The sequence below is a fragment of the Pseudomonas sp. W3I7 genome, assembly GCF_030816095.1.
In the GTDB taxonomy this organism is placed as follows: domain Bacteria; phylum Pseudomonadota; class Gammaproteobacteria; order Pseudomonadales; family Pseudomonadaceae; genus Aquipseudomonas; species Aquipseudomonas salomonii.
The window spans coordinates 6,437,365-6,463,692 of record NZ_JAUSXP010000001.1; the positions used below are offsets into that span (position 1 = coordinate 6,437,365).

The window sequence follows — 26,328 nt, forward strand, 5'->3', positions numbered from 1 at the left end:
TTGAATTGCGTTTCGTCAGGTCAATCGCTGAAGTCGTAGTGCAATTCATTATCCCGGCTGCTGATACGCACACCCGCCAGCGCCTTGCCTTCGAGCATGCGCGTGAGGAATTCACGGCTCATGTCCGGCAGCAGGCTGTTGGTCAGGATGGTGTCGATCATGCGCCCGCCGCTTTCGGTTTCGGTGCAGCGCGAGACGATCAAATCGACCACCGCGTCGTCGTAATCGAAGGCGACTTTGTGGGTGTTCTCCACGCGCTTTTTGATGCGATTGAGCTGCAAGCGGGTGATCGCCTTGAGCATCTCATCGCTCAACGGGTAATACGGAATCGTCACCAAACGGCCCAGCAGAGCCGGCGGGAAAATCTCCAGCAGCGGTTGGCGCAGGGCCTTGGCGATTTCTTCCGGCTCGGGGATGTTCGCCGGGTCTTTGCACACCTGGGAAATCAGTTCAGTGCCGGCGTTGGTGGTCAGCAGGATCAGGGTGTTCTTGAAGTCGATTACCCGGCCTTCGCCGTCCTCCATCACGCCCTTGTCGAACACCTGGAAGAAGATTTCGTGCACGTCCGGGTGGGCTTTTTCCACCTCGTCCAGCAGCACCACGCTGTAGGGTTTGCGCCGTACCGCTTCGGTCAGCACGCCGCCTTCGCCGTAGCCGATATAACCCGGCGGCGCGCCCTTGAGTGTGGACACGGTGTGGGCTTCCTGGAACTCGCTCATGTTGATGGTGATGACGTTCTGCTCACCGCCGTACATGGCTTCGGCCAGGGCCAGGGCGGTTTCGGTCTTGCCCACACCCGAGGTGCCGGCGAGCATGAACACGCCAATCGGCTTGCTTGGGTTATCGAGCCCGGCGCGGGAGGTCTGGATGCGCTTGGCGATCATCTGCAAGGCATGGTCCTGGCCGATGATGCGTTTTTTCAGATGCTGGTCGAGGTTGAGCACCGTCTCCAGCTCGTTGCGTGCCATGCGGCCCACCGGGATGCCGGTCCAGTCGGCGACCACCGAGGCCACGGCCTGGTAATCCACGGTCGGCAGGATCAGCGGGGTTTCGCCTTGCAGGGCGGTGAGGCGTTGTTGCAGGTCGACCAGTTGGGCGCGCAACTCATCGTTGCCGCTGTCTACCACGCCCGCCTTTTCGCGCAAGGTCGCGCGAGTGGCCAATAGCTCATCAACCAGGGTTTTTTCTTCGGCCCAGCGGCTTTCCAGAGTTGCCAGGCGTTCGCGCTCGGCGCTCAGCAAGGCTTCGCTATGGGTTTGACGCGCACCAATGGCAATGCCGATGGCATGCTCACGGGCGATGATTTGCAGCTCGGTTTCCAGCGCTTCGATGCGACGGCGGCTGTCGTCCACTTCGGCCGGCACGGCATGCAGGCTGATGGCGACGCGCGCACAGGCGGTATCGAGCAAACTGACGGATTTGTCCGGCAACTGTCGCGCGGGGATGTAGCGGTGCGACAGCTTCACCGAGGCTTCCAGCGCTTCGTCGAGGATCTGCACCTGATGGTGTTTTTCCATGGTCGAGGCCACGCCGCGCATCATCAGCAGCGCTTTGTCTTCCGACGGCTCGGCCACCTGCACCACTTGGAAACGGCGGGTCAGGGCCGGGTCTTTCTCGATGTGTTTTTTGTACTCGGCCCAGGTCGTGGCGGCTACGGTACGCAAGGTGCCACGGGCCAGTGCAGGCTTGAGCAGGTTGGCGGCATCGCCAGTCCCGGCGGCGCCACCGGCACCTACCAGGGTGTGAGCTTCGTCGATAAACAGAATGATCGGCTTGGGCGAGGCCTGCACGTCTTCGATAACCTGGCGCAGGCGCTGTTCGAACTCGCCCTTCATGCTGGCGCCGGCTTGCAGCAGGCCCACGTCGAGGCTGCGCAGTTCCACATCCTTGAGCGCAGGCGGCACGTCACCGGCGACGATGCGCAGGGCGAACCCTTCAACCACGGCGGTCTTGCCCACACCCGCTTCACCGGTGAGGATCGGGTTGTTCTGGCGCCGACGCATCAGGATGTCCACCAGTTGGCGGATCTCTTCATCACGCCCCACGATCGGGTCGAGTTTGCCGCTGCGCGCCTGTTCGGTCAGGTCGACGGTAAAGCGCTTGAGCGCCTCCTGCTTGCCCATCGCACTCGGCGCCATGGCACCGCTGGCTTCGCCCGGTACGGCACCGGCACTGAAGCCATCGCTGGCACTCAGCGCATTCTCCGGCGAGTCGCCGACGTATTCGTCAAACCGCTCGCTCAGGGCCTCGGCCTTGATCTTGTCGAACTCAGATGACAAGCCCAGCAGCGCATGGCGCAGGCTCGGCGTCTTCAGAATGCCCAACACCAGGTAGCCGGTACGCACTTGGCTTTCGCCGAACATCAGGCTGCCGTAGACCCATCCGCGCTCTACGGCCTCTTCCACATGCGACGACAAGTCGGTGATCGACGTCGAACCACGCGGCAGGCGGTCCAGCGCTTCGGTCAGGTCACGGGCCAGGCGTGCCGGCTCCACATTGAACTGACGGATGATGCGGTGCAGGTCCGAATCCTGCAGTTGCAGCAACTGGTGAAACCAGTGGGCCAGTTCCACATACGGGTTGCCCCGCAATTTGCAGAACACGGTGGCGGCTTCGATGGCCTTGTAGGCCACGCTGTTGAGTTTGCCGAACAGTGCGGCGCGACTGATTTCACCCATGCTCTGGATTCCTTGAGGTGGTGGCGTGATCGGCGTAATGCCGTGCCAGGATTAGGTCGTTGGCGTCATGCTCGGGTTGGCCGAGCCAGGTGTTGAAGCCCAGACGGAATTGGCCATTGAGTTGCAGCTTTGGGACTTCGGGTTGTTGCAAAACCAGGTTCAAGTCCCAGTCCAGTTCATGGCCCAGGTACTCGGCCACCCACGCCACCAGCTCGTTGAACGGCTGGCTGCCGGGCAGCATGCCCATGTAATCGTCCAGCTTGAGCGGGCCGAGGCGGATGCGGAATTTATGCTGGCGATCCCACACATGGCTGCCCAGGCAAAAGTCCACGCCCAGCTGGTTGGCGCTGACACTCACGCGGCTGCGCTCCGGCAGTTCCAGCCATTGGCCGACGTATTCTTCGATGGCTACCGGCAGGCCGAAGTACTCGCTGAGAATGGCCCTCAAGCCGTCCGGGTAGCGGGTTTGCGCCGACAGGTGGCCGCTGTAGTGCAGCTTCGCGGTATCCGGAATCAACCCCTGATTCAGCAGGCTCGGCATGCCGCGACCACTCAGCGCCGCAAGGCGCGCGGACCAGTAGTCATCATCCGGGCGGTCGTGGCTGACGGTCGGCCGCGCCTCGGCCCAGGCTCGGTAAAACAGGCTGAGCAGGCGATGATGGAACACATCCAAAAACTGTTTGCTGGTGCTGTCGGCGTTGTTGCGCTGGCGTTCGCGCACGTACTCGGTGATATGCAGCGGCAAGGGGCCGTTGGGGCCGCCGAGGCCGAAAAAGAACTGCTCCAGCCGCGCCGGTTTGCCATCGCCGCCGGGGTCGACCGAGGCCAATGTGGCCGGTGCGAAGGTGCAATCGGCTTGTTGCCCGAGGCGCAGCGGGTCATCGGCCAGGCGCAGGGAATGGCCCAGGCGCGGCAGCTCGGGCGATTCGCACTCGATACGCCGCAACGCCTGGAAGAAATCGTATTCCCAGGGTTCCTGATGCATCGCATCCAGTGTGTTCACAGGGTCGGACGTCGACCGGGCTTGGCTTTCCATCGCATGATCTCGCCGCGTTCGGTGGTACGGATCACCGTCTCGGTAAAACTGTTGATCGACACATAACGTGCCAGGAAGCGTTCCAGCACTGCGCCAAGCAGGAACACGCCGGTGCCGCGAAACGCGTTTTCATCGAATTCCAGGGTGATTTCCAGGCCGCGCCCAAACACGATCGGGCCGGGCATCGGCAGGCGCCGGGTCACGGCTTTGCTGCTGACTTCGCGCAAGCCTTCGATCTGCAACTGCAGGGCCGCGTCATTGCTGTCGCCGTACAGGCGCAGCAGTTCACGCAAGGCGCCCGCGCCCTGGCCTTGTTCGCTTAGCGACAGGTAGTTGAGCGACAGCTGACTGATCAGGCGCCACGCTTTGGCGTCATGGGCATGGCTGGCACGCGGACGACTTGGCCCGGCGACGCAGCGCACAGACAACACCGGCGCGCTGTCGGCCAGGGTGAAGTCGGTCTTGCCGTTGCCCACGCTCATGAACAGCGGCAGATCGCGATTGGTACACAGCGCGGTCACGCCGAGCTGGCGCAGGTCATGACGGTAGGGCGCTTGCTGACTGTCGACCAGGCTGACAAAGGTTTCGCTGCCCACATAGGTGGAGCGCGGGCCGTTACGGCGTTGGTCACTGGACAACACGCGAGGCTCGCGGCGCAGCGTGTAGTAAGCCTGATCGCGGCCGTAGCGGGATGGATCGCGCACCGCATAGAACGGCAGGAACGGCTGCTCCGGCCCAGTGCCATGGCCGGTGATGCCGCTCAGTGAGTGAATCTCGAAATCCATCGGCCGCGTGCGGTCAGCGATCACATGGTGTTCGTTGACACGGTCCGACAGGTGGATACGGTCGACGCGTTTGGGAAACAAGTTGATCGCCGGCGTGCAGAACGGCATGAACTGCGCCGCGCCGACGCTGCCTTCCAGGCTCGGCTCGTGACGGTCGAACAGCACGATCAGCTCCAGCTCCTGGCCGTCGCAGCGTTTGACCGCACGGCTCAGCTGCGCGAATTCGACGAACAGGAAACGGTGGGGCAGGGCGAAGTATTCCTGCAATAGCCGGTAGCCCTGAAACGCGCGGGCCACCACCGGCATGGCCGCATCGGCGTCATCAAAACCCCGGGAGCGCAGCGCGTCTTGCGGCAGGCGCTCGACCCAATCACCGCCCGGCTTGCGGGCGAACACCGCACAGGCATTGCCCAGCAGTTGTTCGTAAAGGCGGAACGGCTGCTCATCGGCGCCACTGAGGTACAGCGGCAGGCTATCGAGGTCGAGGCTGTTGAAGGGTAATTCGGCGCCGGTGCGCAGAGTCAGGCGCAGGCCGGCTTTGGCTTTGGGTTCGCTGGCCGCCAGGCGACCCAGCACGGCAGCGGGGTTGCCGAAGTACTCGGCGCCACTGACCTGCAACGGCCACAGCGTCACCGGGTGCGCGGTGCGGTACTCGCAGCAGGTCTGGGTTTCGCGGCCCAGTGCGGCGCGCAACACGGTGTCGCGTGGCAGCGGGAAACCGCTGGCCAGCGAGCCTTCGTCAGGGGCGGTCTGCAATTGCACCACGGTCATCGACGGCGTGGGCGCGAGGTAGTGCGGGTAGGCGATTTCCAGCAGGTTATGGGTGAAGGTCGGGTACTCGGCGTCGAGCTTGAGCTGCACCCGGGCCGTGAGGTAGGCAAAGCCTTCGAGCAAGCGTTCTACGTACGGGTCGGCGCAGTCCATGCCGGACAGGGTCAGCCGACTGGCGATCTTCGGGTATTCCTTGGCGAACTCGGCGGCGCTTTCGCGCACGTGGTGCAGTTCCTGGTTGTACAGCTCCAGCAGGCGCGGGTTCATGGGCGCCTCCGCTGGTCGGCATTGACGACACGCACATGCCCGGATTCCAGATCGAGGTCGGTTTGCAGCAGCAGGCGCAACGGCACCGGCTGCGCCCACAGGTCGCCTTCGATCTCGAAACTCAATGCGTTGTGGTTCATCTCGCCATGGCCCACGCGGGCTTTGACGCGCAGCGTGTGGCGCAAAATACGCGGTTCAAAAGTCGCGATGGCTTGGTAGATCAGGGCTTCCAGGGCTTTGATATCCACACTGGAAACACTATTGCCCGCCAGCGCCGGCAGGCCGTAATTGACCACCGATGTGCCAGCCGGGGTGTGCAACGTGGCATCGGCGTCGAGGAGCGACGTGGTGTTAAGCAGCCACGCCAGGTCGCGCAGCACCGAGGCTTTCAATTGGGTCAGGGACAGCACGCGTTTATCGGCGCTTTCCTTGGGGTTGGTCGGGTCGTCGTCGGTCAACCGGTCCAGCAGGGACGGTTGCAGACGGTCGCGGGAAGCGATTTCAGTTACCACCAAAGCAGCTCCACGGACGGGCTAAGAGAGGGACAAGGTGCCAGGGGCCGCAGCGAGGTGCTGCGGCCGCCAGGGCTATCAGCGCTTGGTGTTGGAACGGATGTTCCAGCCAAACTTGATCGCGCCGCCGTCTTTGGTGCCGTCGGCTTTCTGCGGCTGGTAGTCGACCATCACCTGGGCGAAGTTCAGGGTGACGTTTTCGGTCAGGCGATCATCGGTGCCCGAGCCGCCGGTGCTCAGGGACGTGACCAGCACTTCTTCCAGGTTGATCACCATGTACTCGACCTGGCTTTCGCCGCCGGCCTTGCGCACGGTCAGCTTGACCTTGTCGATGTGCTTGCCGCTGGCGCAGTGCATCATCAGGTTAGGCGAAGCCTTGTCGACGTACTTGGTCAGCGACAGGTCCTGGATATTCACCTTGCCCGCGCCGCCGCCGCCGCCCACATGCATGTTGCCGGACTGGGCCATGCCCCAGCTCCAGTTCAGCACGTCGATTTCGTCCTTGTGGGCCTTGTCCATGGACTCGCCCTTGATGTCGCCGATCTTGATGAAAATATCAACAGCCATGTTTTCTCCCTGTGTGGCACGGGGCCACTGAATTTGGTTTGTGTGGGAACCCGCTTGTGTGGGAGCGGGCTTGCTCGCGAAAGCGGTGTACCAGCCTAAGATGTTTCGACTGACCCACCGTATTCGCGAGCAAGCCCGCTCCCACACAAGCCCGGCTCCCACAGAAGAGCCGGTCCAACCGTTAGTTACGCGCTTTTTGCCGAAGGCAGTTTCGATACCAGGCGCAACGACACGGTCAGCCCTTCGAGCTGGTAGTGCGGGCGCAGGTAGAACTTGGAGTTGTAGTAACCCGGGTTGCCTTCGACGTCTTCCACGATCACTTCGGCGGCGGCCAACGGGTGCTGAGCCTTGGTGGTTTCGGTGGAGTGTGCAGGGTCGCCGTCGACGTAGTTGAGGATCCAGTCCTGCAACCAACGCTGCATCTCGTCCTTCTCTTTGAAGGAACCGATCTTGTCGCGCACGATGCACTTCAAGTAATGGGCGAAGCGGCAGGTGGCGAACAGGTACGGCAGGCGCGCAGCCAGGTTGGCGTTGGCGGTGGCGTCCGGGTCGTCGTATTCGGCCGGTTTCTGCAACGACTGGGCGCCGATGAACGCGGCGAAGTCGGTGTTTTTCTTGTGCAGCAGCGGCATGAAACCGTTTTTGGCCAGCTCCGCTTCACGGCGGTCGCTGATGGCGATTTCGGTCGGGCACTTCATGTCCACGCCACCGTCATCGGTAGGGAACGTGTGGGCCGGGAGGTTTTCCACTTCACCGCCGGACTCCACGCCACGGATGCGCGAGCACCAGCCGTAGTGTTTGAACGAACGGTTGATGTTCACCGCCATCGCGTAAGCGGCGTTGGCCCAGGTGTACTTGGAGCTGTCGGCGCCGTCGGTGTTTTCTTCGAAAGCGAAGGCTTCCACCGGGTCGGTCTTGGCGCCATACGGCAGGCGCGCCAGGAAGCGCGGCATGGTCAGACCGATGTAGCGCGAGTCTTCCGATTCACGCAGTGAGCGCCAGCCGGCGTATTCCGGCGTGGTGAAGATCTTGGTCAGGTCGCGCGGGTTCGACAGTTCCTGCCACGAGCCCATGCCCATCACGGTCGGCGAAGCAGCCGCGATGAATGGTGCGTGCATGGCGGCGCAGACTTTCGACAACTCGCCCAGCAACTCGACATCCGGAGGCGACTGGTCGAAGTAGTAGTCGCCCACCAGGCAACCGTACGGTTCGCCGCCGAACTGGCCGTATTCTTCTTCGTACATCTTCTTGAAGAGCGGGCTCTGGTCCCACGCCGTGCCCTTGAATTTCTTCAGGGTCTTGTGCAGTTCAGGTTTGGCGATATTGAGCACGCGAATCTTCAGCTGCTCGTCGCTCTCGGTGTTGTTGACCAGGTAGTGCAGGCCACGCCAGGCGCTTTCCAGCTGCTGGAAATCCGGGTGGTGGATGATCTGGTTGACCTGTGCGGTGAGCTTGGCGTCGATGGCCGCGATAATCGATTCAATCGACTTGATCGCGTCATTGGAAACCAGGTCCGTCTGCGCCAGAGCCTGTTCGGCCAGGGTGCGCACGGCGGTTTCCACGGCTTCGCGGGCACGCTCGGTCTTGGGTTTGAACTCTTGCAGCAGCAGGTTGGCGAACTCGCTGGCTTCTTCGGTAGCACCCAGGATCTGGCTGCCTTCGCGGGCGGTATTGTCGGTCATGATTACTGATCCCCTGCTGGCTTAGGCGCGCTGGCAAGTGCCTGAAGCAGTGCCGGGTCCTTGATCGCCTTCATGATGATTTCTTCAGCGCCGGTCTTGCCGTCCATGTAGGTCAGCAGGTTGGCCAACTGGGTGCGGGCTTCGAGCAGTTGCTTGAGGGAATCGACCTTGCGGGCTACGGCGGCCGGGCTGAAGTCGTCCATGCTTTCGAAGGTGATGTCCAGGCTCAGGTTGCCTTCGCCGGTCAACTCATTCGGTACGTGGAAGGCTACGCGTGGCTGCATGGCCTTGAGGCGCGAGTCGAAGTTGTCGACGTCTACCTCAAGGAACTTGCGATCAGCCACAGGTGCCAGCGGCTCGGCAGGCTTGCCGGCGAGGTCGGCCATCACGCCCATCACGAAGGGCAGCTGGACCTTTTTCTCGGCGCCGTAAAGCTCGACGTCGTACTCGATCTGCACTCGAGGCGCACGGTTGCGCGCGATGAATTTCTGAGAACTTTGCTTCGCCACGTTGCTGCTCCTGGTCGCTTGAGCGACGGTGTTGTTACTGCACAGTCCGGTGGCTTACTCGCTTTCCGGGCCGCGCAGGTTTTCAAATTGGGACATGCCGTCGGGGATCAGATTGCGCACGATGGCCGCAAAGTCGGCGTGCACCAGATGCTTCGCCCGGTTCAACAACACCGGCAGCGGGCTCGAAGGCTCGTGCCGGGTGTAGTACGCAAGAATCTTGTCGAGGCTGCGCAGCACGTCATCGCGGGTGGCGATGTCGCCCGTAGGGCGCGGTGCTGCGGGGGCGGCGGCGAAATCGACCGAGGGGGCATTGTCTTCACTGACGGCCTCGGGTTCGCTGCTGCCTGCAGGGTCGGGTACGGCTTGATTGAGGATCTGCAGCGCCTGCTTGAGCGGTTGCTTCAACAGGCCCAGGTCTACGCCCTGGGCCGAGCCGACCTGGTCGCTGACCTGTTGTTCGATGGCCTCGCAGGCGGCACGCGCGGCACTCAAGGCGTCGCGCGTGGCGTGCAGTTGTTCGGCGTCGCTGTCGAGGAACGCGGCATTGAGTTGCTGCGCGCCGAGTTGCTCATCCGGGAAGTTCGACAGGCCGCTCGCGTTGAGCGCCGCGCGCAGGCTCACCGGCCCGAACGTGCGCGAGCGCGTAAGGATGCTCTCGCGCAGCAGGCGAATGGTCGCGTCGCTGGTCAAGCCGGACAGGGCGTTGATGCGCACGGTGGGGTCGTTATCGTCGTCGGCATCCAGGCGCGGGTACAGGTCGGCCCAGTATTCGCGCAGCAGCGCGTTGATCAACGTAAGGACTTCGGCAAGCCCGGCCACACCCTGGAGGGCGAGGGAGCTTTGCAACAGGAAATGGGTGATGCGCAGGTCTTTGCTGCGTTGCAACAAGTCGAGGCTTTGCTGCTGGATGCTGCGCCATTGCGGTGGTTCGGCGGGCAGGATCGAGTCGCCCATGCTGCGCTCGGGTTGGCCCTTGGCGTCACGTTCCAGTTGAAGGAATTGCGCGTCATATTCCAGGTCTTCACCACAGGGCGAAGTCGCGGAAACGGCGGCGAGCAGCAACGGCACATCCACTTGATTCGATCTCCTTATCAGCCCGTTAGACGGCGGGCAATGCATGCATTAGTTACGCTATGAACTTTGCATGTTTTCTTGGTCATATACTCAGTGTGCCACTATGGTGCCATCACTTATGTTCAAGAAGTTGTGCATTTTTGGTGTAGTAGTTACGCGTTGTCAAGGTAAGCTACTCGCCCTCTGTGACAGATGTGCGGTGTTTAACACACTGCGCGACTGACGGGTCTGACGGCGGCCCAAGACAGGATTTTTGTCACAGAAGCCGGTTAAGATCAGCGATCATGCTGACAAAAGCAGATTTTACGGTCGGTTGCACGACTTGGCAGGGCGTTTACGGGAAACGCCCTCCCTTGGAATAGACCGCGCGCGATGTATCAGCAAGGAGGCAAGATGTCGCTGTGTTTGACTATCACTAGTTATCACAAGATTACCCCTGGGCAATGCTCTGAAAAGTCCATGGATCAGGGCGTGATGGCTATTGGCCGCAATTCCGACAATGACTGGGTATTGCCTGATCCAGAGCGGTTAGTCTCCTCGCAACATTGCGTTATTCAATACAAAGATGGCCGTTACTATCTGACCGATAACAGCACCAACGGAGTGGAGCTGGTTAACGCCGGCATCCGAATGCGTAGAGGGAACAGCGAGCCGCTGCAAGATGGCGAGTTGATCCGCATCGGCGATTACGAGATCCAGGCGCGTATCGACTTCAACGTGCAGGCGCTTGATAGCCAGCCGTTCAGCGGCGATTCGCCGAACAGTTTTGAAGCGCTGATGGGCGCGGTGGCGAAGCCTGCACCTGTATCTGCGCCTGTGATCGCGCCGCAGTTCCAGGGCGCCTCCTCGATGGACACGCTGCCGGACCTGTTCGACTTCCTCACTCCGACCACCGTGCCGCCGCCAACCGTGGCGGACCACGTACCCAGCGAGCAGCACGATTTTCGTCCGCCAACGCCGGTCGCGGTGCCTGTGGTCGAAAAGCCCGCAGTGTCAGGCTCGGTGATTCCCGAAGATTGGGACTTGTTTGGCGACACGCCAGCGCCAGTCGTAGCAACTCCCCAGCCGGTTGCACCCGTTGAACCGCCCCTCGCGCCAATCATGCAGCCGGCCGCCCCGGACATTTCCTCGCAGCCCGACCTGCTCCAGGCTTTCCTGCGCGGCGCCGGGCTGGACCAATTGCGTCTCGACAAGGCTCAAGCCGAAGCACAAATGGAAAGCATCGGCCGCAGCTACCGCCTGATGGTCGAAGGCCTGATCGACGTGTTGCGTGCCCGTGCCAGCCTCAAGGGCGAGTTCCGCATGCAGCAGACGATGATCCAGCCGGCAGAAAACAACCCGTTGAAATTTGCGCCGAATGCTGACGAAGCCTTACTGCTGCTGCTTCGTCATGGCAACCAAGCGTTTATGGCGCCGGACGTCGCCGTGCGCGACAGTTTCGACGACCTGCGCGCCCATCAACTGGCGGTGATGGCCGGTGTGGAAGCGGCGATCAAACACCTGCTCACGCGTTTTGAACCGGCACAGCTGGAAGAGCGCATGGGCAAGCCCGCCGGGCTGTCGAGCCTGTTCAACGGTTCGCGCCAGGCGCAGTACTGGCAGCAATTCACCGAGCTCTACAGCAATATTTCCCGTGAGGCCCAGGAAGATTTCCAGGACCTGTTCGGTCGCGAATTCGGCCGGGCATACGAAGAACACAGCGCACGACAGCGACGCTAAAACGCGCCGCAATAATGGATAAAACGGATAGCTAAGTACGTCATTGAGGACGCAGGATGATTCCCAGGTTTTTACTCGCAGCCGCCACCGCGCTGATGCTGACGGCGTGTGCCAAGGACGCGGTCAAACCCGAGGCTGCCACTGAAGCCGAGGCGGGCACTGCCGCCGTCGAGCTGCACTTTCACGCCATTGCCGGGCTAAACCCCGGCGCCAACGGCCAGGCCGCTCCGGTACGGGTGCGCATTTTCGAACTGAAAAACGCCGCCACCTTCAGTCGCTCCGACTACTTTGCCTTGGCCGATCGCGCGCAATCCACCCTTGGCCTGGACCTGCTGGACCAGGATGAAGTGATGATCCAGCCCGGCCAGCAACTGAGCATACAGCGCGACCTTGACCCCTCCACACGCCAGATCGGCTTGTTGGTGGGCTATCGCGAGCTGGACCGCGCGCAATGGCGCACGGTGCTCACTGTACCGGCGCGCCAATACACCGAATATCAGATCAGCCTCGATGTGCGTGCCGTACGCGCCGACGTCGTGGTTCCCCCATCCAGCCCTGCCCAATAAGAAACCCTCGGAGCCCCCATGTCCTGGAACAATCGCGTGGTCTGGTCGGAAGGCATGTTCATCGGAACGCAGCACTTCCAGCAGCATGACCGTTACCTGGAAAACCTCATCGACGCGCGCAGCCGCCCGTTGTCCGCCGGTGCCTGGGGCTTTTCCGAGTTGCTTATTGACCAGGGCCTGCTGGCCCAGGGCAAGCTGGCGATCGTGTCGGCGCGCGGCCTGTTGCCTGACGGCACGCCGTTCAATATTCCCCAGGACGACTTGGCGCCGAGCCCGCTGAATATCGACGACAACCTGCGCGACGGCCTGGTGTACCTGGCCTTGCCGCTCAAGCGCGCCGGTGCGCGAGACACGGTGGATGAAGGTGAAGCGCTGGAAGCGGCGCGCTACGTCAGCCAGGTGCGCGAAGTGCGCGACGATAACGCGCCGTTTGAAAACCGCGCACCAGTGGCCGTGGGCTCCCGAGCGCTGCGCCTGTTGACCGCTCAGGATGGCATCAGTGACTACGCCGCCATTGGCCTGGTGCGCATCAAGGAAAAGCGCGCCGACCGCGCACTGGTACTCGACGACACTTACATCCCACCGGTGCTGGACGTGGCCGCGAGCAAACCACTGACTGCCTTTCGCAGCGAACTGCTCGGCCTGCTGCACCAGCGCGGCGAAGCCCTGGCGGGCCGCGTGGTCGCCTCGGGTGCGGGTGGTGCTTCGGAAATTGCCGACTTCATGCTGCTGCAATTGGTCAACAGGGCGCAGCCGCTGATCCAGCATCTGAGCCAGTTAAGCCCACTGCACCCTGAGCGGTTTTTCAGCGAGCTGGTCAGCCTGGCGGGAGAGTTCGCCACGTTTTCCACCACGGGCCGGCGCCCGCAGGAATACCCGCAATACCAACATGATGACCTGGCCCTGAGCTTTGCCCCGGTGATGGCAGCGTTGCGTGAAGCCTTGTCGATGCTGATCGACAGCAAAGCCACGCCGATCCCTATTGTGGAAAAAGCCTACGGCATCCACGTGGCCATGCTCGCCGACAAAACCCTGCTCGACAGCGCCAGTTTCATCCTCGTGGTCCGCGCCGACGTGCCCGGCGAAACCTTGCGCGCACGCTTCGGCCAGCAGAGCAAAGTCGGCTCGGTGGAGCACATCCGCGACATGGTCAACCTGCAATTGCCAGGTATCGGCCTGCTGCCATTGCCGGTTGCGCCACGCCAGATCCCATACCACGCAGGCAGCACCTATTACGAGCTGGACCGTGGCAGCGAGCACTGGCAGCAACTGAACAACTCCGGCGGGTTTGCCTTCCATATCGCCGGGCAGTTCCCGGGCTTGAACCTGGCCTTCTGGGCGATCCGAGGATAATCCGCGATGCATCCCAATGATGATGACCGCACCCAGTTCATGCCTCGCCCAGGTGGTCGTGCACCGGAACCTGCACGTGCCGAACCGGCGCCTTTGTCGATGCCGGCCGCGCCGATCCTCACCGGCAAAAGCCAGGGCCTCAACCCGCTGGAAAGCGCAGCCGGGCCGCTGCTGGCGCTGTTGACGCGCCTGCGCAACACCATCGCCCATCCGGCGCCGGCCAGTTTGCGCGCGCAGTTGCTGGCCTACCTGCGCCAGTTCGAAGAGCGCGCCGAAGCCGCCGGTGTGGCGCGCAACGAAGTGCTGCTGGCGCGTTACGCGCTGTGTACGGCGCTCGATGAAGCCGTGCTCAGCACGCCATGGGGCAGTGCCAGCGACTGGGGCAAGCAGAGCTTGTTGATTACCGTGCACAACGAAGCCTGGGGCGGCGAAAAGGTCTTCCAGTTGCTCGACCATTGCCTGCAAAGCCCACGCGAGCGGTTGTACCTGCTGGAGCTGTTGTACCTGTGCATGTGCCTGGGTTTTGAAGGCCGCTACCGCGTGATGAATGACGGTCGCAGCCAGTTGGAAGCCTTGCGTGAACGCACCGCCGCAGCGATTCGCAGTGCGCGTGGCGAGCATGAGCGCGAGCTGTCGCCGCATTGGCGCGGCGTGACCGTGGCGCGTGATCGCCTGGCGCAATTCATGCCGCCGTGGATCGCCGTGGCCATCGGCCTGGCGTTGCTGCTGGCATTGCTGTTTGGCTTGCGCATGAAGCTGGCGTCGGATGCGGAACCGGTGTTCAAGAATATCCATGCCCTGGGCGAGATTCCGGTGCAGGCCATCGACCGTCCGGTGGCGCAACCTAAAGTCATCGAGCGGCCGCGTCTGGCCGGCTTCCTGGTGGAAGACATCAAGGCGGGCCGCGTGGCGGTGGAAGACAAGGTCGACCGTTCCGTGGTGACGATTCGCGGCGATGAGCTGTTCGCGTCTGCCAGCTCCAGCATCCGCGATGACTTCGAGCCGCTGATGCTGCGCATCGCTGACGCCATCCGCAAGGTCAAGGGCCAGGTCCGCGTGACCGGCCACAGCGACAACCGCCCGATTGCCACGTTGCGCTTCCCGTCCAACTGGGCATTGTCCGAAGCGCGGGCCAAGTCGGTGCTGGACATCCTGGCGGCCAAGACTGGTCAGGCGGATCGCTTCAGCGCCGAAGGCCGCAGCGACACCGAGCCGGTGGCGACCAACGCTACTGCCGAAGGCCGTGCCCGTAATCGTCGGGTTGAAATCACCGTATTGGCGGAGGGCGTCGAGTGAAGGCGTTTTTCAGTTTTATGATTCGCTGGGTGATCCCCGTACTGGGCCTGATTGCCCTGAGCCTGATCATCTGGTTTGTGGGGCCGTTGCTCGATGTGCTGATGCCGGAAGGGCGGCGCTGGGCGCTGATCATCCTGGTGTTTGCGCTGTGGATCGCCTACCGCGTAGTGCGCATTATCCAGGCGCGCCGCCAGGCCGCCGAAGTGATGCGCAGCCTCGCCGCCGAAACCCCGGCCGACCCCAACAGCGTCGCCACCGCCGAAGAGTTGTCGGCCCTGCGCCAGCGCATGGACGAAGCCCTGGCATTGCTGAAAAAGGCCAAGCTCGGCGGTGATGAGCGCCGCAATCTCTATGAGCTGCCGTGGTACGTGATCATCGGCCCGCCGGGTTCGGGCAAGACCACCGCGCTGGTCAATTCCGGCCTGCACTTTCCACTCGCTGCGCAGTTGGGCGCCGGTGCCGTGCGCGGTGTTGGCGGTACGCGCAATTGTGATTGGTGGTTTACCGACCAGGCCGTTTTGCTTGATACCGCCGGCCGCTACACCACCCAGGACAGCAACTCCACAGTGGATAAAGCCGCGTGGCTGGGCTTTCTCGATCTGCTGAAAAAGCAGCGTTCGCGTCGCCCGATTGATGGTGCGTTTATCGCCATCAGCCTCTCGGATCTGCTGCTCGGTACGGATGCCGAACGCGCCGCCCATGCGGCCGCAATTCGCCTGCGGATCCAGGAGTTGTACACCCAACTGGGTGTGCGATTCCCGATCTACCTGATGCTGACCAAGCTCGACCTGGTGCCGGGTTTCATGGAGTTCTTCGACAACCTGAGCAAGGAAGACCGCGCCCAGGTGTGGGGCATGACCTTCGCCCTGGACGACGGCAAAAACAGCGACAGCCCACTGGCCCATCTGCAAAGCGAGTTTGCCGGTCTTGAGCAGCGCCTGAACGAACGGCTGGTGGAACGCCTGCAACAGGAGCGTGACCCGGCGCGGCGTGACCTGATCTACGGTTTCCCGCAGCAGTTCGGCGCGTTGAAAGATTGCCTGCAAAGCTTCCTCGAAGGCGTGTTCAAACCCAACGCCTTCGAAGAGCGGGTGTTGCTGCGCGGTGTGTACTTCACCAGCGGCACTCAGGAAGGTAGCCCGATTGATCGCCTGATCGGCGCCATGGCCCAGAGCATGAACCTGGACCGCCAGCACCTGGCGCGACAGAGCGGCACCGGGCGCAGTTATTTCATCGAAAAGTTGTTCACCGCCGTAGCGTTTGCCGAGCGTGGGTTGGTCGGTGTAAACCCGAAAGTCGAGCGCCGCCGCAAGTGGATTGCACGCGGTGTGCTGGCAGCGACCGTCGCCTTGGTGGTGGTGGTCAGTGGCCTGTGGTGGGTAAGTTATCGCGCCAACCAGGCGTATATCGCCCAGGTTGATCAGAAGGTTGCGCCGCTGGGCCAGACCGTACAGAACCTCAGCCCGGCGCAGCGTGAAGTGCTGGCAGTGTTGCCGCTGCTCAACGCGGTGAAGAACCTCGCGGGCGACTCGCCGAGCTGGTCCGAAGGCCTGGGCCTGTATCAGGGCGATATGCTTGAAGCCGAATCTGCCAGTGTCTATCGCAAGCTGTTGATCGCCGTGTTCGCGCCACGCCTGGTCACGCGCATCGAAGAGCAACTGCATGGCGGCGGCAATTCCGACTTCCTCTATGAAGGCCTCAAGGCCTACCTGATGCTCGCCGACAACGAGCACTACGACCCGGACTTCATCAAAGCCTGGGTCGCCCTGGATTGGGACCGCAACCTGCCGCGTGACCTGCCGGCCGATCAGCGCCAGGCGCTGACCGGGCACTTGCAGGCGCTGTTCGACCGCCACCCGCCAAATGCGCGTCTTGATCCACGCTTGATCGATGACCTGCGTCGCCAGCTGCAACAGCTACCGGTTGCACAGCGTGTTTACGACCGGGTCAAACGCCAGAAACTGCCCGAGGGTATTCCGGACTTTCGCCTCAACGAAGCCGCCGGCCGCGATGCCGCGCTGGTGTTCAGCCGTAAAAGCGGCAAGCCTTTGGGCGAGCCGTTGAGTGGGTTCTTCACTGCCAAAGGCTATCGTCAGGCCTTCCTGCTCAGCAGCCTGAACCAGACCGGCACCCTGGCCGAAGAGCAATGGGTACTGGGCCGTGAACAGGCCGATCAACAAAACGTGGTGAGCCTGGCCGCCGATGTGCGCCGCCTGTACTTCCAGGACTACCAGCGCCAATGGGACGCCTTGCTCGCGGACATCGACTTTGTGCCGATCACCAGCGTGGCCCAGGCGGCCGATGTGCTGCGGGTGATTTCCGGCCCCACTTCGCCGCTGAAAAAGCTGCTGGTAGCCGTGGCCAAAGAGACCGACCTGCAAGCTGAAGAACGCCAATTGGCCGCCAAAGGCGTGCCGGTGGAAGGCGGCGTCGACAAGCTCAAGGAGCGCCTCGGCAGCCTGCTCGGCCAGGAGCAACCAAGCGCTAATGCACCGCAAGCGGCGGACGATCCGGTGACCGCGCACTTTGCCGAACTCAATAGCATCGTCAGCAAAAACGAAGGCGAACCGGCGGCCATCGACGGCCTGCTGGCGGACATGAACGCGCTGTATGTGCAAGTCAGCGCCATGGTCGGCGCCAGTGGCGACGCCTTGCTCGGCGAGGCCAAGAACCAGGCGGCGGCTGCGGCCACGCGGGTCAGTTTGAATGCCGAACGCCAGCCCCCGCTGGTGCAGGGCATGGTCAAGTCAGTGGTCAACTCCACCACCAACAGCATGATGGGCGGGGTGCGTAACCAGCTGAATGCAGCGTGGGTGAGTGAAGTGGTCAACGTGTATCGCCAGTCTCTGGCGGGGCGTTATCCGATGTCGCCGGGCAGCGCGCGGGACGCCACGCTGGATGACTTCGGCCAGTTCTTCGGCGTGGGCGGGGTGATGGATAACTACTTCCGCAAATACCTGCAGCCTTACGTGGATACGTCCGCGCAGACCTGGCGCTGGCAGCCGGGCGCGGCGCAAAAGCTCGGGATTGCACCGGGCGTGCTGCAAACCTTCCAGCGTGCGGCGGCTATTCGTGACGCGTTCTTTAGATCGGGGGGCACCCAGCCGATCGTGCGTTTCGAGCTCAAGCCGGTGTCGATGGACCCGACTATCACCCAGTTTCTGCTTGACCTCGACGGCCAGCAACTGAGCTACGATCACGGCCCAAGCCGCCCGGTGGCGATGCAATGGCCCAACCCCGGCAGCAGTGGCGTGGTGCGTATTTCGATCATGCCGCCGTCAGCCAGTGGCCGTTCCGGCGTGACCCTGGACGGCCCATGGGCGTGGTTCCGCCTGCTGGAGCAATCGGACCTGAGTGCCGGCAACTCACCGGACCGTTTCAACCTGCGTTTGCGGGTTGATGGCGCGAGCATCGCCTACGAGTTGCGCGCCAACAGCGCCTTCAACCCGTTCAAGAGTCGCGTACTCAGTGGCTTCAGCCTGCCGGAGCGGTTATGACCACGCTGGGCTTCTACGGCAAGTTGGCCAGCCGCGGTGACTTTGTCAGCCGCGCCTTGCCCCAGAGTTTTATCGGCCCGTGGGACAGCTGGCTGGCCGCCGGTTTGCTCGCCAGCCAGAACAGCCTGGGCGGCGATTGGCTCAACGTCTATCTGGTCAGCCCGTTGTGGCGTTTTGTGCTGGCACCGGGCGTGTGCGGACCGGACGCGGCGACAGGCGTGGTGATGCCGAGCATTGATCGGGTCGGGCGCTATTTCCCGTTGGCCGTGGTGGCGTTGCTTGATCACGACACTAACCCGGCGTCATTGGTGGGCGGCCCGGATACGTGGTTTGAGCAGGCTGAAGAGCTATTGCTCAGCACCCTGGATACTGGCGCCACGTTTGAACGTTTCAACGATGGCGTCGACAGCCTGGGCATTCCGGCCAGTGAGCCACGCGCGGTCGACAGTCGCTTCGCGGGCCTGCAACGGGTCGCCGCCACTGTGCCCCACAGCCGCATGACTGCACTGGCCGAGCAGGCCTGTGAAGGTGCCAGCCTGTGGTGGGGCCGTGGCTCACAACGTATTTCACCCGGTTTATTGCGGTGCCAGGGTTTGCCGGCTGCCGGCGATTTTGCGCAGTTTTTGCTCGGACAAGAAGGTGTGGTGTAGATGGGGGCGACGTTTAAATCCGCGAGCAAAAGCCATGTGGGCATGGTGCGTCAGGTCAATGAAGACGCGTGCCTGGACCTGCCGGAAAACCGCCTGTGGGTCGTGGCCGATGGCATGGGCGGGCATGCGGCCGGTGATTACGTCAGCAGCCTGATCGTCGACAGCCTGCGCAATGTGTCGGTGGGGCGCTCACTGGATGAATACTCGGCTGCCTTGCGCAATGACCTGATTCGCATCAACGCTACGGTGCGCGAAGAAACCGCTAACCGTGGCGTGAGCATGATGGGCAGCACTGTGGTGGTGCTTGCCGCACGTGGCCTGCGTGGCGTGTGTTTATGGGCCGGCGACAGTCGTCTTTACCGCCTGCGCGAGGGGCAGTTGGAGTGCATTTCCCGTGACCACAGCTACGTGCAGGACCTGCAAGACAGCGGCCTGCTCAGCGAAGCCGACGCGCGCGTGCATCCCCGTGCCAATATCGTCACCCGCGCGGTGGGCGTGGAGGCCCAGCTGGAAGTGGCGGTGGCTGACCTGTTGATTTCCCCCGGCGACAGCTACCTGCTGTGCAGCGATGGCCTCAACAAGACCGTCGAAGACCATGAGATCCGCGAAGTGCTGGGCCATGATGCGCCGGATGAAATCGTGCGCAGCCTGGTGCACCTGGGGCTCAATCGCGGCGCGCCGGACAATATCACTGCCATTGTCGTGAAGGTCTCGCCATGAACATTGTGATCCCGGGCTACGACATCGAAGGCGAGATCGGCGAAGGCGCCATGGCCAGCGTGTACCTGGCGACCCAGCGCTCGCTGGAGCGCAAGGTGGCCTTGAAGGTGATGGCCGCGGCGCTGGCGGCCGACCCGAGCTTCTGCGAGCGCTTCCTGCGCGAGGGCAAGACCCTGGCGCGCCTGTCGCATCCGCACACGGTGACCATCCATGACATCGGCAATGTCGGTGAGCTGTACTACATGGCCATGGAATACCTGCCCAATGGCACACTCAAAGAGCGCATCGCCGCCGGCCTGACGCCGGAGCAGGGTGTGACGCTGATTCGCCAGATCGCTTCGGCGTTGGGCTATGCGCATGCGCAGGGTTTGGTACACCGCGACGTCAAACCGGCGAACATTCTGTTTCGCGCTGACGGCACCGCCGTACTGTCGGACTTCGGCATCGCCAAGTCCCTGGACGATCGCACCCAGTTCACTCAAGCCGGCTTTGCCGTGGGCACGCCGAGCTACATGAGCCCGGAGCAGGCGCGAGGTCAGGAGATCGATGGCCGCGCCGACCTGTATGCGTTGGGCGTGGTGCTCTACGAAATTCTGGTTGGCAAGCTGCCGTATAACGGCACTGATGCGCTGTCCACTGCGCTGGCCCATCTGACCGAGCCGCTGCCGGAACTGCCGGTGCACCATGGCCGTTATCAGGACGTGCTGCGCAAGCTGTTGGCCAAAGACCCGGCCGAGCGTTTTCCGGATGCGGCGGCGTTGCTGCGCGCGCTGGACCAACTGCCCGCAGACTCTCCGGAAGCCACGTTGGTACGGCCGTTACCGATTCCGCTGAGTGTTGACTTGGCCGGAATGACGCCGGTGTCCATCGAGATTCCGACCGAAAAACCCCAGCCGCAACCGGTGCGTCAACCAGTGGTGACGCCGACGCAACACCGCGCCGTGTCCGAACAGCGCCGTGGCCCGGTGCTGGCCCTGGCCGCCGTGGCCGTGGCGGTGGCACTGGCCATTGGTGGCGCCAGTTACTGGTGGCTGAGCGGCAGCGATGAACCTGCCAAACCGCCTGTCGCCGTGGTGCCCAAGACCTCACCACCGCCGGAGGTAAAGCCGGTAGTGGCTGAGGCGGATGGCGGCCAGCGGCCGTTGCTGATGGCGGGCAAAAAGACCTTGTACCAGCGCGTGCTCAGCAAGCCGGGCGCCAAGCTGTCCCATGATGCCGGTGGTGCAGCAGACGAAGCCCTGCCGGCGTTTTCGGTGCTCTATGTTTACCAGCGCAAAGACATCGACGGCAGCCCGTGGGTGCGTGTCGGCGCCGCAACCGATGGGCGCAGCGATGGGTGGTTGCCCGCCGCTCAAGTCAGCGACTGGAAGCAAAGCCTGGTGCTCAAGTTCACCGAGCGCTCGGGCCGGGCGCCGGTGATGTTCCTGCGCCAATCGGCTGAGGTGGAAAAACTGTTGGCTGATCCTGCCGCCGCCAAAAACGTGTTGGCCAAGGCGCAGAAGAACCGCGAAGACAATCAACAGGTGCTGGCGCTTGAGCCGACGGCCAGCGCCGTGCCGCAAAACCAGTTTTACCTGCTGCCGATTTTTGACTCCAAAGAGAGCTTCGACGAAAACGGCCAGCCGGTGCAGTTGCTCAATGTGGCATCCATCGACCCGGGCAGCACGGTGGCCAAGCCGGCTGCCAAAGCGATCGCTGCAGACGCTTTCCGCACGGCGGTGGTGTTGGTGGTCGACACGACGGTTTCGATGCAGCCTTACATCGACCAGGTTCGCGATGTGGTGCATGAGTTGCAAACCCGCATTGCCGAGCGCGGCGAGCTTGATAGCGTGAGCTTCGGGCTGGTGGGGTTTCGCAACAGCATCAAGAAAACCCCCGGTTTGGAATACGTCGCCAAGACGCTTATCACCCTGGACCAGGGCCGAGACCCGCAGCGCTTCCTCGACATGGCGCGCCAGGTCAAAGCGTCCACGGTGTCCAGCCACTCGTTCAACGAGGACGCTTTTGCCGGGGTGATGCAGGCGGTCGATGGCATGGACTGGACCGGCTACGGCGGGCGCATCATCTTGCTGGTCACCGATGCCGGCGCGCTGCGCAAGAATGACCCATTCGCCGCCACCCAAATGAACGAAGCCGAAGTGCGTCAGGCGGCACTCGGCAAGCAGATCAAGATTTACGCCCTGCACCTGCGCACCGATGCCGGCAAGAAAACCCACGCCGGTGCCGAAACCCAGTACCGCGTGCTCACCGCCGACGCCAACCCGCAGATCGGCGACCTCTACACGCCGGTGCCCGGTGGTGATGTGCACAAGCTGGGCGAGCGGGTTGATGAGATTGGTACAGTGTTCGCCAACCTGGTGCACCAGGTCCGCAGCGACACGCCGCAACCGGTGCCGCTGCTGAGCAGCGCGCCGAGCCTGGCGGACAAATCCGCAGCAGTCGGCTACGCCATGCACATGGACTTCCTCGGCCGTAAAACCGCGAGCCAGGCGCCGCAACTGGTCAGCGCCTGGACCGCCGACCGCGACCTGACCAACCCGGCGCTGCCGGCGTTCCAGGTGTGCGTGATGCTCACCAAATTGCAGCTCAACGACCTGCAGCAATCGCTGAAACTGATCGTGGATGCCGCGCGCAAAACCCAAACCTCACCCAAGGATTTCTTCCAGGAAATTGCCAGCGCTTCGGCCTATATGAGCCGTGACCCGCAGGCCCTGCGCAAGGGCGGTAACCTGGCCGATGGCGGCCTGCTCGGTGAGTACCTGGAAGGCCTGCCGTACCGCAGCAAGTCGCTGAACATGACCCAGGACTTGTGGTTGTCGCTGAGTGTGGCCGAGCAGGAAGACTTTATCGACGAGCTGGATTCGAAAATCCGCCTCTACGAAACCTTCCACAATGACGTGGCCAACTGGGTTCGTTTCGGCGATGCCGAGCCGGGCGATGCGTTGTACCGCGTGCCGTTGTCGACGCTGCCGTAATGCTGAACTTGAGCGCGGTGCACAAAAGCCGGGGCACGGGGAGCCAGCGTTACAGCCTGGTGATTCCGGCCTTGCAGCTGCGTGCCGGTGAGCAATTGGCGATTGTCGGGCCCAGTGGCTGCGGCAAAAGCACGTTGCTGGATTTGCTCGCGCTGGTGTTGGCGCCGGATCAGGCCGGCCAGTTTGAATTCGACAACACCGATATCGGCGGGCTATGGCGTGCCGATCAGCAATCTACCCTGGCTGCGCTGCGCAGCCGGCACTTGGGTTATGTGCTGCAAACCGGCGGCCTGCTGGGTTTTCTCGATGTGCGCAGCAATATCGCCTTGTCGCGGCAATTGTTGGGTTTGAAAGATGACGGCAGCGTGGCGCGCCTGGCGGGGCAACTGGAGATCAGTGACCAGTTGGCGAAGAAGCCGGCGGACCTGTCGGTAGGCCAACGCCAGCGCGTGAGTTGCGCCCGTGCCCTGGCCCATGCGCCGCAGCTGGTGCTGGCGGATGAGCCGACCGCGTCGCTGGACCCGCTGAATGCCGAGCGCGTGATGCAGGCGCTGCTGGCCCAGGCCCGCGAACACCGTGCCGCCTGCGTGATCGCCACCCATGACGAACCGCTGGCCCGCGCCAGCGGCTTGCAGGTACGGCGCATCGGTTGCCGCCGCGACCCTGACGGCGGCGTCACGGCCACGCTCGGGGAGGTGTGCTGATGCGCATCGGCGTGGTGGCCTCGCTGGCCTGGCAGGATTACCGCAATGACGCCTGGCTGTCGGCCTGTTCGGTGCTGGCGCTGGTGGCGGTGATCGCGCCGCTGCTGGTGTTATTCGGCCTGAAATTTGGACTGGTTGGCAGTTTGACCGAACGCTTGGAGACCGATCCGGCCACCCGTGAAATTATCCCATTGGGCGGTGGGCGATTCAGCAGCGAGTTTATTCGGCAGTTGGGTCGGCGCAGCGATGTGGCCTTTGCCGTGCCGCGTACTCGGCAAATTGCGGCGACCGCGCAGGTGGGCACGCTGGCATTGGAAATGCTGCCGACGGCGGCGGGTGATCCCTTGCTCAGCGGTTTACCGATGCCCAAGGGCCTGGACCAGATCGTGCTGAGCCACACCGCAGCCGAAAAGCTTGCGGCGCGGCCTGGGGATTGGCTGGAAACCCGCTTTGCGCGGCAAGTGGCGGGGCGTGTCGAGGCCCAGCGCACACGCTTGCAAGTGCTGGCGGTGTTGCCGTTGGAAGCCTTCGCCCGTGACGGCTTGTTTGCTGATTTGGGTTTGCTGGAAGCGGCGGAAGATTACCGCGATGGCCGTGCCGTACCGGCGTTGGGCTGGGACGGGGATGCGATCGGGGTGAGCGAGCAGCGTGTGTACCCGGCGTTTCGTCTTTACGCGCGCACCCTGACTGATGTGGAGCCGCTGCGAGTGTATTTCGCCGGGCAGAATCTGTTGGTGTCGACCCAGGCACAGACCATCGGCCAGGTGCAGTCGTTGAGTCGCAACCTGTCGTTGGTATTCTGGATTATTGCCGGGCTGGCCTTGGTTGGCGCGTTTGCAGCGATCTTCGCCGGGGCGCTGGCGGCGGTCGCGCGCAAGCGGCGGGAATTGTCGGTGCTGCGCCTGTTGGGGTTTTCCACCGGCGCACTGTTGTTGTTTGTGGTGTTGCAGGCGCTGTACAGCGCAGGGTATGCCGCCGTGCTGAGCGCCGGGCTGTATGGCCTGGCCGAGGCCGCTTTGAATAAACTATTTGTGCAGGGGGCGGGCGAGTACGCCAGTCACCTGTTGGCGCGTCACTACGCCCTGGCCCTGGTCGCAATCCTCGGCGTCAGCGCCGTGGCGGCGGCCTGTGGCGGTTGGCGAGTGGCGCGTATCCAGGCTTCTGAAGGAATCAGAGATGTATAAGTTACTGGGCGCCTGTGTGGCGCTGAGCCTGGCCTCGCTGGCCTGGGCCGATGAAGCGAGTGACAAACTCGATAACCCTAAACCTTTGCCGGATGACGTGAGCCTGCCGCTGCCCTGCGAAGGCAACATGGTGTTCCGCTACGCCTACGTGTTGGCCCAAGGCACGCTGGATGACCGCGAAATCAGCCTCGGCTATCCCTTTGCCGAAGGCGAAGCGGGTTATCAGCAGTCGTTTATTTCCGGCTACCGTCGCGATTTTATCAACGGCCAGTTCACGCTCAAGGATTTGCCCAAGGACTGGAACACAGTCATCGCGCCATTGATGCCGAAAACCGACGCCAAGACGCCGCTCAAGCCGATGCTGTATTTCATCGGTAAGTACGAAGTGACCGCCCGCCAGTATGCGCAGGTGATGTCCCAGGCACAGTCGCTGGCCAGCGGCGAGCCCGCACCTGCGTGTGATGCACCGACTGGCATGGCTGCGCGCCTGCCCAAGGTGAAGTTGTCGCGTTTTGAGGCGGAGCGTTTTTCGGCGGTGTACAGCGCCTGGCTGATGAAGTACCACCGTGAGCTGCTGCCGGTGAGTGGCCGCGGCTCTTCGGCCGACGACGGCGGCCTGGGTTTTGTGCGCCTGCCCACCGAAGTGGAATGGGAATACGCCGCACGCGGTGGCCAGGCGGTGAGCCGTCAGGAACTGGAAGGGCGGTTGTTCCCGCGCCGCGTCGAAGGCAGCGAAAGCGATGGCCCGCTGGGTGACTACGCAGTGTTCAACCAGGTCGCTGGCGGCACTGGCCAGGCAGCGCGCTTGATGCCCATCGGCACCAAATTGCCCAACCCTATCGGCCTGTTCGATGTGATCGGCAACGCAGCGGAAATGGTCCAGGAATCCTTCCAGCTGGTGCACGCCGGGCGCCGTCAGGGCACCTACGGCGGCTTCGTGGTCAAGGGCGGCAATTACCTGGAAGGTGAGGGCACGCTGTTTACCGGTATGCGCCGCGAGTATCCGTTATTCGCTGCTGACGGCACCGAACAAAGCAATGAAACCACCGGTTTTCGCGTAGCGATCGGCGCGTTGTCGGCGCCGCGCTCGCGCTACAAGGAGCTGTTCGCCCAGTGGCAGAAAGAAGGCCGCCTGGCTTCGCTGACTGACGCCATTGATGACGCTCAGGACCCGACCAAGCGCCTGGACAGCATCATCGCCGCCAGTGTCGACCCAAAACTGCAAGCCGAACTCGGCCTGGTCAACGAAGAGCTGAAACGCAACGTCTCGTTGATCGCCCAGCAGCGCGAGGAAGCCGCGGGCAACTTGATCCAGTCGGCCGCGTTGGTGGCCGAGACCATCAGCAATTACAACATCCGCCTCGCCAACCTGCAGAAGAGCCGCCAACAGGCCAAAGACAATAAGGATGAGGCCAGCGCGCAACTGTTCGACATGGCCATCACCAATGGTCGCAGCGCCCTCGACGGCGCGGTGGCGATTTACATCGACAACCTGGCCACCGGCACGCGCTACACCGATGCGGTGATCCAGGCCCAGTTTCAAAGGATCAAGGAAGAGTTGGATCGCAAGCCAGTGCTCGGCAAGAGCTTGGTGACGCGCGCGACACTGTTCGTTCGCCATGTCGGCAACTACCGCAAGCAACAGCGGGCCGACCCGGCAACGATCTTGAAGGAACTGCTCGCAGCGAGCGGTCAGCGGTCTTGACCGTTGGTTGTGCGGCGAGCTTGGAAGGGACTCAGTCGGCGGTGGGCCGTGCTGGGCAAGTCAAACTTAACAGAGAAC

19 protein-coding genes are annotated in these 26,328 nt (G+C 62.9%); 11 read left to right on the forward strand and 8 right to left on the reverse strand.

What is annotated here, in order from left to right; all coding sequences use genetic code 11:
* Positions 1-20: 20 nt before the first annotated feature.
* The 8 genes from tssH to tssA form a co-directional block, all read right to left on the reverse strand.
* On the reverse strand, positions 21-2,678 hold the full coding sequence (tssH, locus tag QF043_RS29390) for a type VI secretion system ATPase TssH (RefSeq protein ID WP_307421154.1): 2,658 nt from the start codon (positions 2,676-2,678) through the stop codon (positions 21-23).
* A complete protein-coding gene (tssG, locus tag QF043_RS29395) occupies positions 2,671-3,714 on the reverse strand; it encodes a type VI secretion system baseplate subunit TssG (protein ID WP_307421155.1) in 1,044 nt (347 codons plus the stop codon). The genes tssH and tssG overlap by 8 nt, the downstream gene beginning before the upstream one ends.
* Positions 3,678-5,537: a type VI secretion system baseplate subunit TssF gene (gene tssF, locus QF043_RS29400; protein ID WP_307421156.1), complete on the reverse strand. Its 1,860-nt coding sequence runs from the start codon at positions 5,535-5,537 to the stop codon at positions 3,678-3,680. The genes tssG and tssF overlap by 37 nt, the downstream gene beginning before the upstream one ends.
* A complete protein-coding gene (gene tssE / locus QF043_RS29405; protein ID WP_005792513.1) occupies positions 5,534-6,049 on the reverse strand; it encodes a type VI secretion system baseplate subunit TssE in 516 nt (171 codons plus the stop codon). Before tssE ends, tssF begins: the two co-directional genes overlap by 4 nt.
* A gap of 78 nt (positions 6,050-6,127) precedes the next feature.
* Positions 6,128-6,616, reverse strand: a complete 489-nt coding sequence (locus QF043_RS29410) for a type VI secretion system tube protein Hcp (protein ID WP_005792512.1) — start codon at positions 6,614-6,616, stop codon at positions 6,128-6,130.
* Positions 6,617-6,801: 185 nt separating this feature from the next.
* Complete coding sequence (gene tssC / locus QF043_RS29415) at positions 6,802-8,298, reverse strand: type VI secretion system contractile sheath large subunit (RefSeq protein ID WP_056860861.1); 1,497 nt, start codon at positions 8,296-8,298, stop codon at positions 6,802-6,804.
* A gap of 2 nt (positions 8,299-8,300) precedes the next feature.
* Positions 8,301-8,807, reverse strand: a complete 507-nt coding sequence (gene tssB / locus QF043_RS29420; RefSeq protein WP_017135823.1) for a type VI secretion system contractile sheath small subunit — start codon at positions 8,805-8,807, stop codon at positions 8,301-8,303.
* Between the two features lie 54 nt (positions 8,808-8,861).
* A complete protein-coding gene (gene tssA, locus QF043_RS29425; protein ID WP_307421157.1) occupies positions 8,862-9,881 on the reverse strand; it encodes a type VI secretion system protein TssA in 1,020 nt (339 codons plus the stop codon).
* Between the two features lie 393 nt (positions 9,882-10,274).
* Between tssA and tagH the strand changes: the two genes are divergently transcribed.
* The 11 genes from tagH to QF043_RS29480 are packed head-to-tail and all read left to right on the forward strand — an operon-like array spanning position 10,275 to position 26,250.
* Positions 10,275-11,600, forward strand: coding sequence for a type VI secretion system-associated FHA domain protein TagH (gene tagH, locus QF043_RS29430; RefSeq protein ID WP_307421158.1), 1,326 nt, complete (start codon positions 10,275-10,277; stop codon positions 11,598-11,600).
* Positions 11,601-11,656: 56 nt separating this feature from the next.
* Positions 11,657-12,166: a type VI secretion system lipoprotein TssJ gene (tssJ, locus tag QF043_RS29435; RefSeq protein ID WP_305456646.1), complete on the forward strand. Its 510-nt coding sequence runs from the start codon at positions 11,657-11,659 to the stop codon at positions 12,164-12,166.
* An 18-nt stretch (positions 12,167-12,184) separates the two neighbouring features.
* Positions 12,185-13,519, forward strand: coding sequence for a type VI secretion system baseplate subunit TssK (tssK, locus tag QF043_RS29440; protein WP_138450366.1), 1,335 nt, complete (start codon positions 12,185-12,187; stop codon positions 13,517-13,519).
* 6 nt (positions 13,520-13,525) lie between these two features.
* Positions 13,526-14,815, forward strand: a complete 1,290-nt coding sequence (locus QF043_RS29445; protein WP_017135828.1) for a DotU family type VI secretion system protein — start codon at positions 13,526-13,528, stop codon at positions 14,813-14,815.
* A complete protein-coding gene (tssM, locus tag QF043_RS29450; RefSeq protein WP_307421159.1) occupies positions 14,812-18,312 on the forward strand; it encodes a type VI secretion system membrane subunit TssM in 3,501 nt (1,166 codons plus the stop codon). Before QF043_RS29445 ends, tssM begins: the two co-directional genes overlap by 4 nt.
* Positions 18,309-18,962: a type VI secretion system-associated protein TagF gene (tagF, locus tag QF043_RS29455; RefSeq protein ID WP_307421160.1), complete on the forward strand. Its 654-nt coding sequence runs from the start codon at positions 18,309-18,311 to the stop codon at positions 18,960-18,962. The genes tssM and tagF overlap by 4 nt, the downstream gene beginning before the upstream one ends.
* A complete protein-coding gene (locus tag QF043_RS29460) occupies positions 18,963-19,682 on the forward strand; it encodes a PP2C family serine/threonine-protein phosphatase (protein ID WP_307421161.1) in 720 nt (239 codons plus the stop codon).
* The gene (locus QF043_RS29465; protein ID WP_307421162.1) at positions 19,679-22,657 is read left to right on the forward strand and encodes a serine/threonine-protein kinase; all 2,979 of its coding nucleotides are present in this window, start codon (positions 19,679-19,681) and stop codon (positions 22,655-22,657) included. Before QF043_RS29460 ends, QF043_RS29465 begins: the two co-directional genes overlap by 4 nt.
* Positions 22,657-23,361, forward strand: a complete 705-nt coding sequence (locus QF043_RS29470; RefSeq protein WP_069787138.1) for an ABC transporter ATP-binding protein — start codon at positions 22,657-22,659, stop codon at positions 23,359-23,361. Before QF043_RS29465 ends, QF043_RS29470 begins: the two co-directional genes overlap by 1 nt.
* Positions 23,361-24,545, forward strand: coding sequence for an ABC transporter permease (locus QF043_RS29475; protein ID WP_307421163.1), 1,185 nt, complete (start codon positions 23,361-23,363; stop codon positions 24,543-24,545). The genes QF043_RS29470 and QF043_RS29475 overlap by 1 nt, the downstream gene beginning before the upstream one ends.
* Positions 24,538-26,250, forward strand: coding sequence for an SUMF1/EgtB/PvdO family nonheme iron enzyme (locus QF043_RS29480; protein WP_056860849.1), 1,713 nt, complete (start codon positions 24,538-24,540; stop codon positions 26,248-26,250). The genes QF043_RS29475 and QF043_RS29480 overlap by 8 nt, the downstream gene beginning before the upstream one ends.
* The last annotated feature ends 78 nt before the right edge of the window (positions 26,251-26,328 follow it).

Bases quoted from the DNA above. Each gene is read 5' to 3' on its own strand.
- tssH (WP_307421154.1), bottom strand. From the start codon at position 2,678: ATGGGTGAAATCAGTCGCGCCGCACTGTTCGGCAAACTCAACAGCGTG.
- tssG (WP_307421155.1), bottom strand. From the start codon at position 3,714: ATGGAAAGCCAAGCCCGGTCGACGTCCGACCCTGTGAACACACTGGAT.
- tssF (WP_307421156.1), bottom strand. From the start codon at position 5,537: ATGAACCCGCGCCTGCTGGAGCTGTACAACCAGGAACTGCACCACGTG.
- QF043_RS29410 (WP_005792512.1), bottom strand. From the start codon at position 6,616: ATGGCTGTTGATATTTTCATCAAGATCGGCGACATCAAGGGCGAGTCC.
- tssC (WP_056860861.1), bottom strand. From the start codon at position 8,298: ATGACCGACAATACCGCCCGCGAAGGCAGCCAGATCCTGGGTGCTACC.
- tagH (WP_307421158.1), top strand. From the start codon at position 10,275: ATGTCGCTGTGTTTGACTATCACTAGTTATCACAAGATTACCCCTGGG.
- tssJ (WP_305456646.1), top strand. From the start codon at position 11,657: ATGATTCCCAGGTTTTTACTCGCAGCCGCCACCGCGCTGATGCTGACG.
- tssK (WP_138450366.1), top strand. From the start codon at position 12,185: ATGTCCTGGAACAATCGCGTGGTCTGGTCGGAAGGCATGTTCATCGGA.
- QF043_RS29445 (WP_017135828.1), top strand. From the start codon at position 13,526: ATGCATCCCAATGATGATGACCGCACCCAGTTCATGCCTCGCCCAGGT.
- tagF (WP_307421160.1), top strand. From the start codon at position 18,309: ATGACCACGCTGGGCTTCTACGGCAAGTTGGCCAGCCGCGGTGACTTT.
- QF043_RS29460 (WP_307421161.1), top strand. From the start codon at position 18,963: ATGGGGGCGACGTTTAAATCCGCGAGCAAAAGCCATGTGGGCATGGTG.
- QF043_RS29465 (WP_307421162.1), top strand. From the start codon at position 19,679: ATGAACATTGTGATCCCGGGCTACGACATCGAAGGCGAGATCGGCGAA.
- QF043_RS29470 (WP_069787138.1), top strand. From the start codon at position 22,657: ATGCTGAACTTGAGCGCGGTGCACAAAAGCCGGGGCACGGGGAGCCAG.
- QF043_RS29475 (WP_307421163.1), top strand. From the start codon at position 23,361: ATGCGCATCGGCGTGGTGGCCTCGCTGGCCTGGCAGGATTACCGCAAT.
- QF043_RS29480 (WP_056860849.1), top strand. From the start codon at position 24,538: ATGTATAAGTTACTGGGCGCCTGTGTGGCGCTGAGCCTGGCCTCGCTG.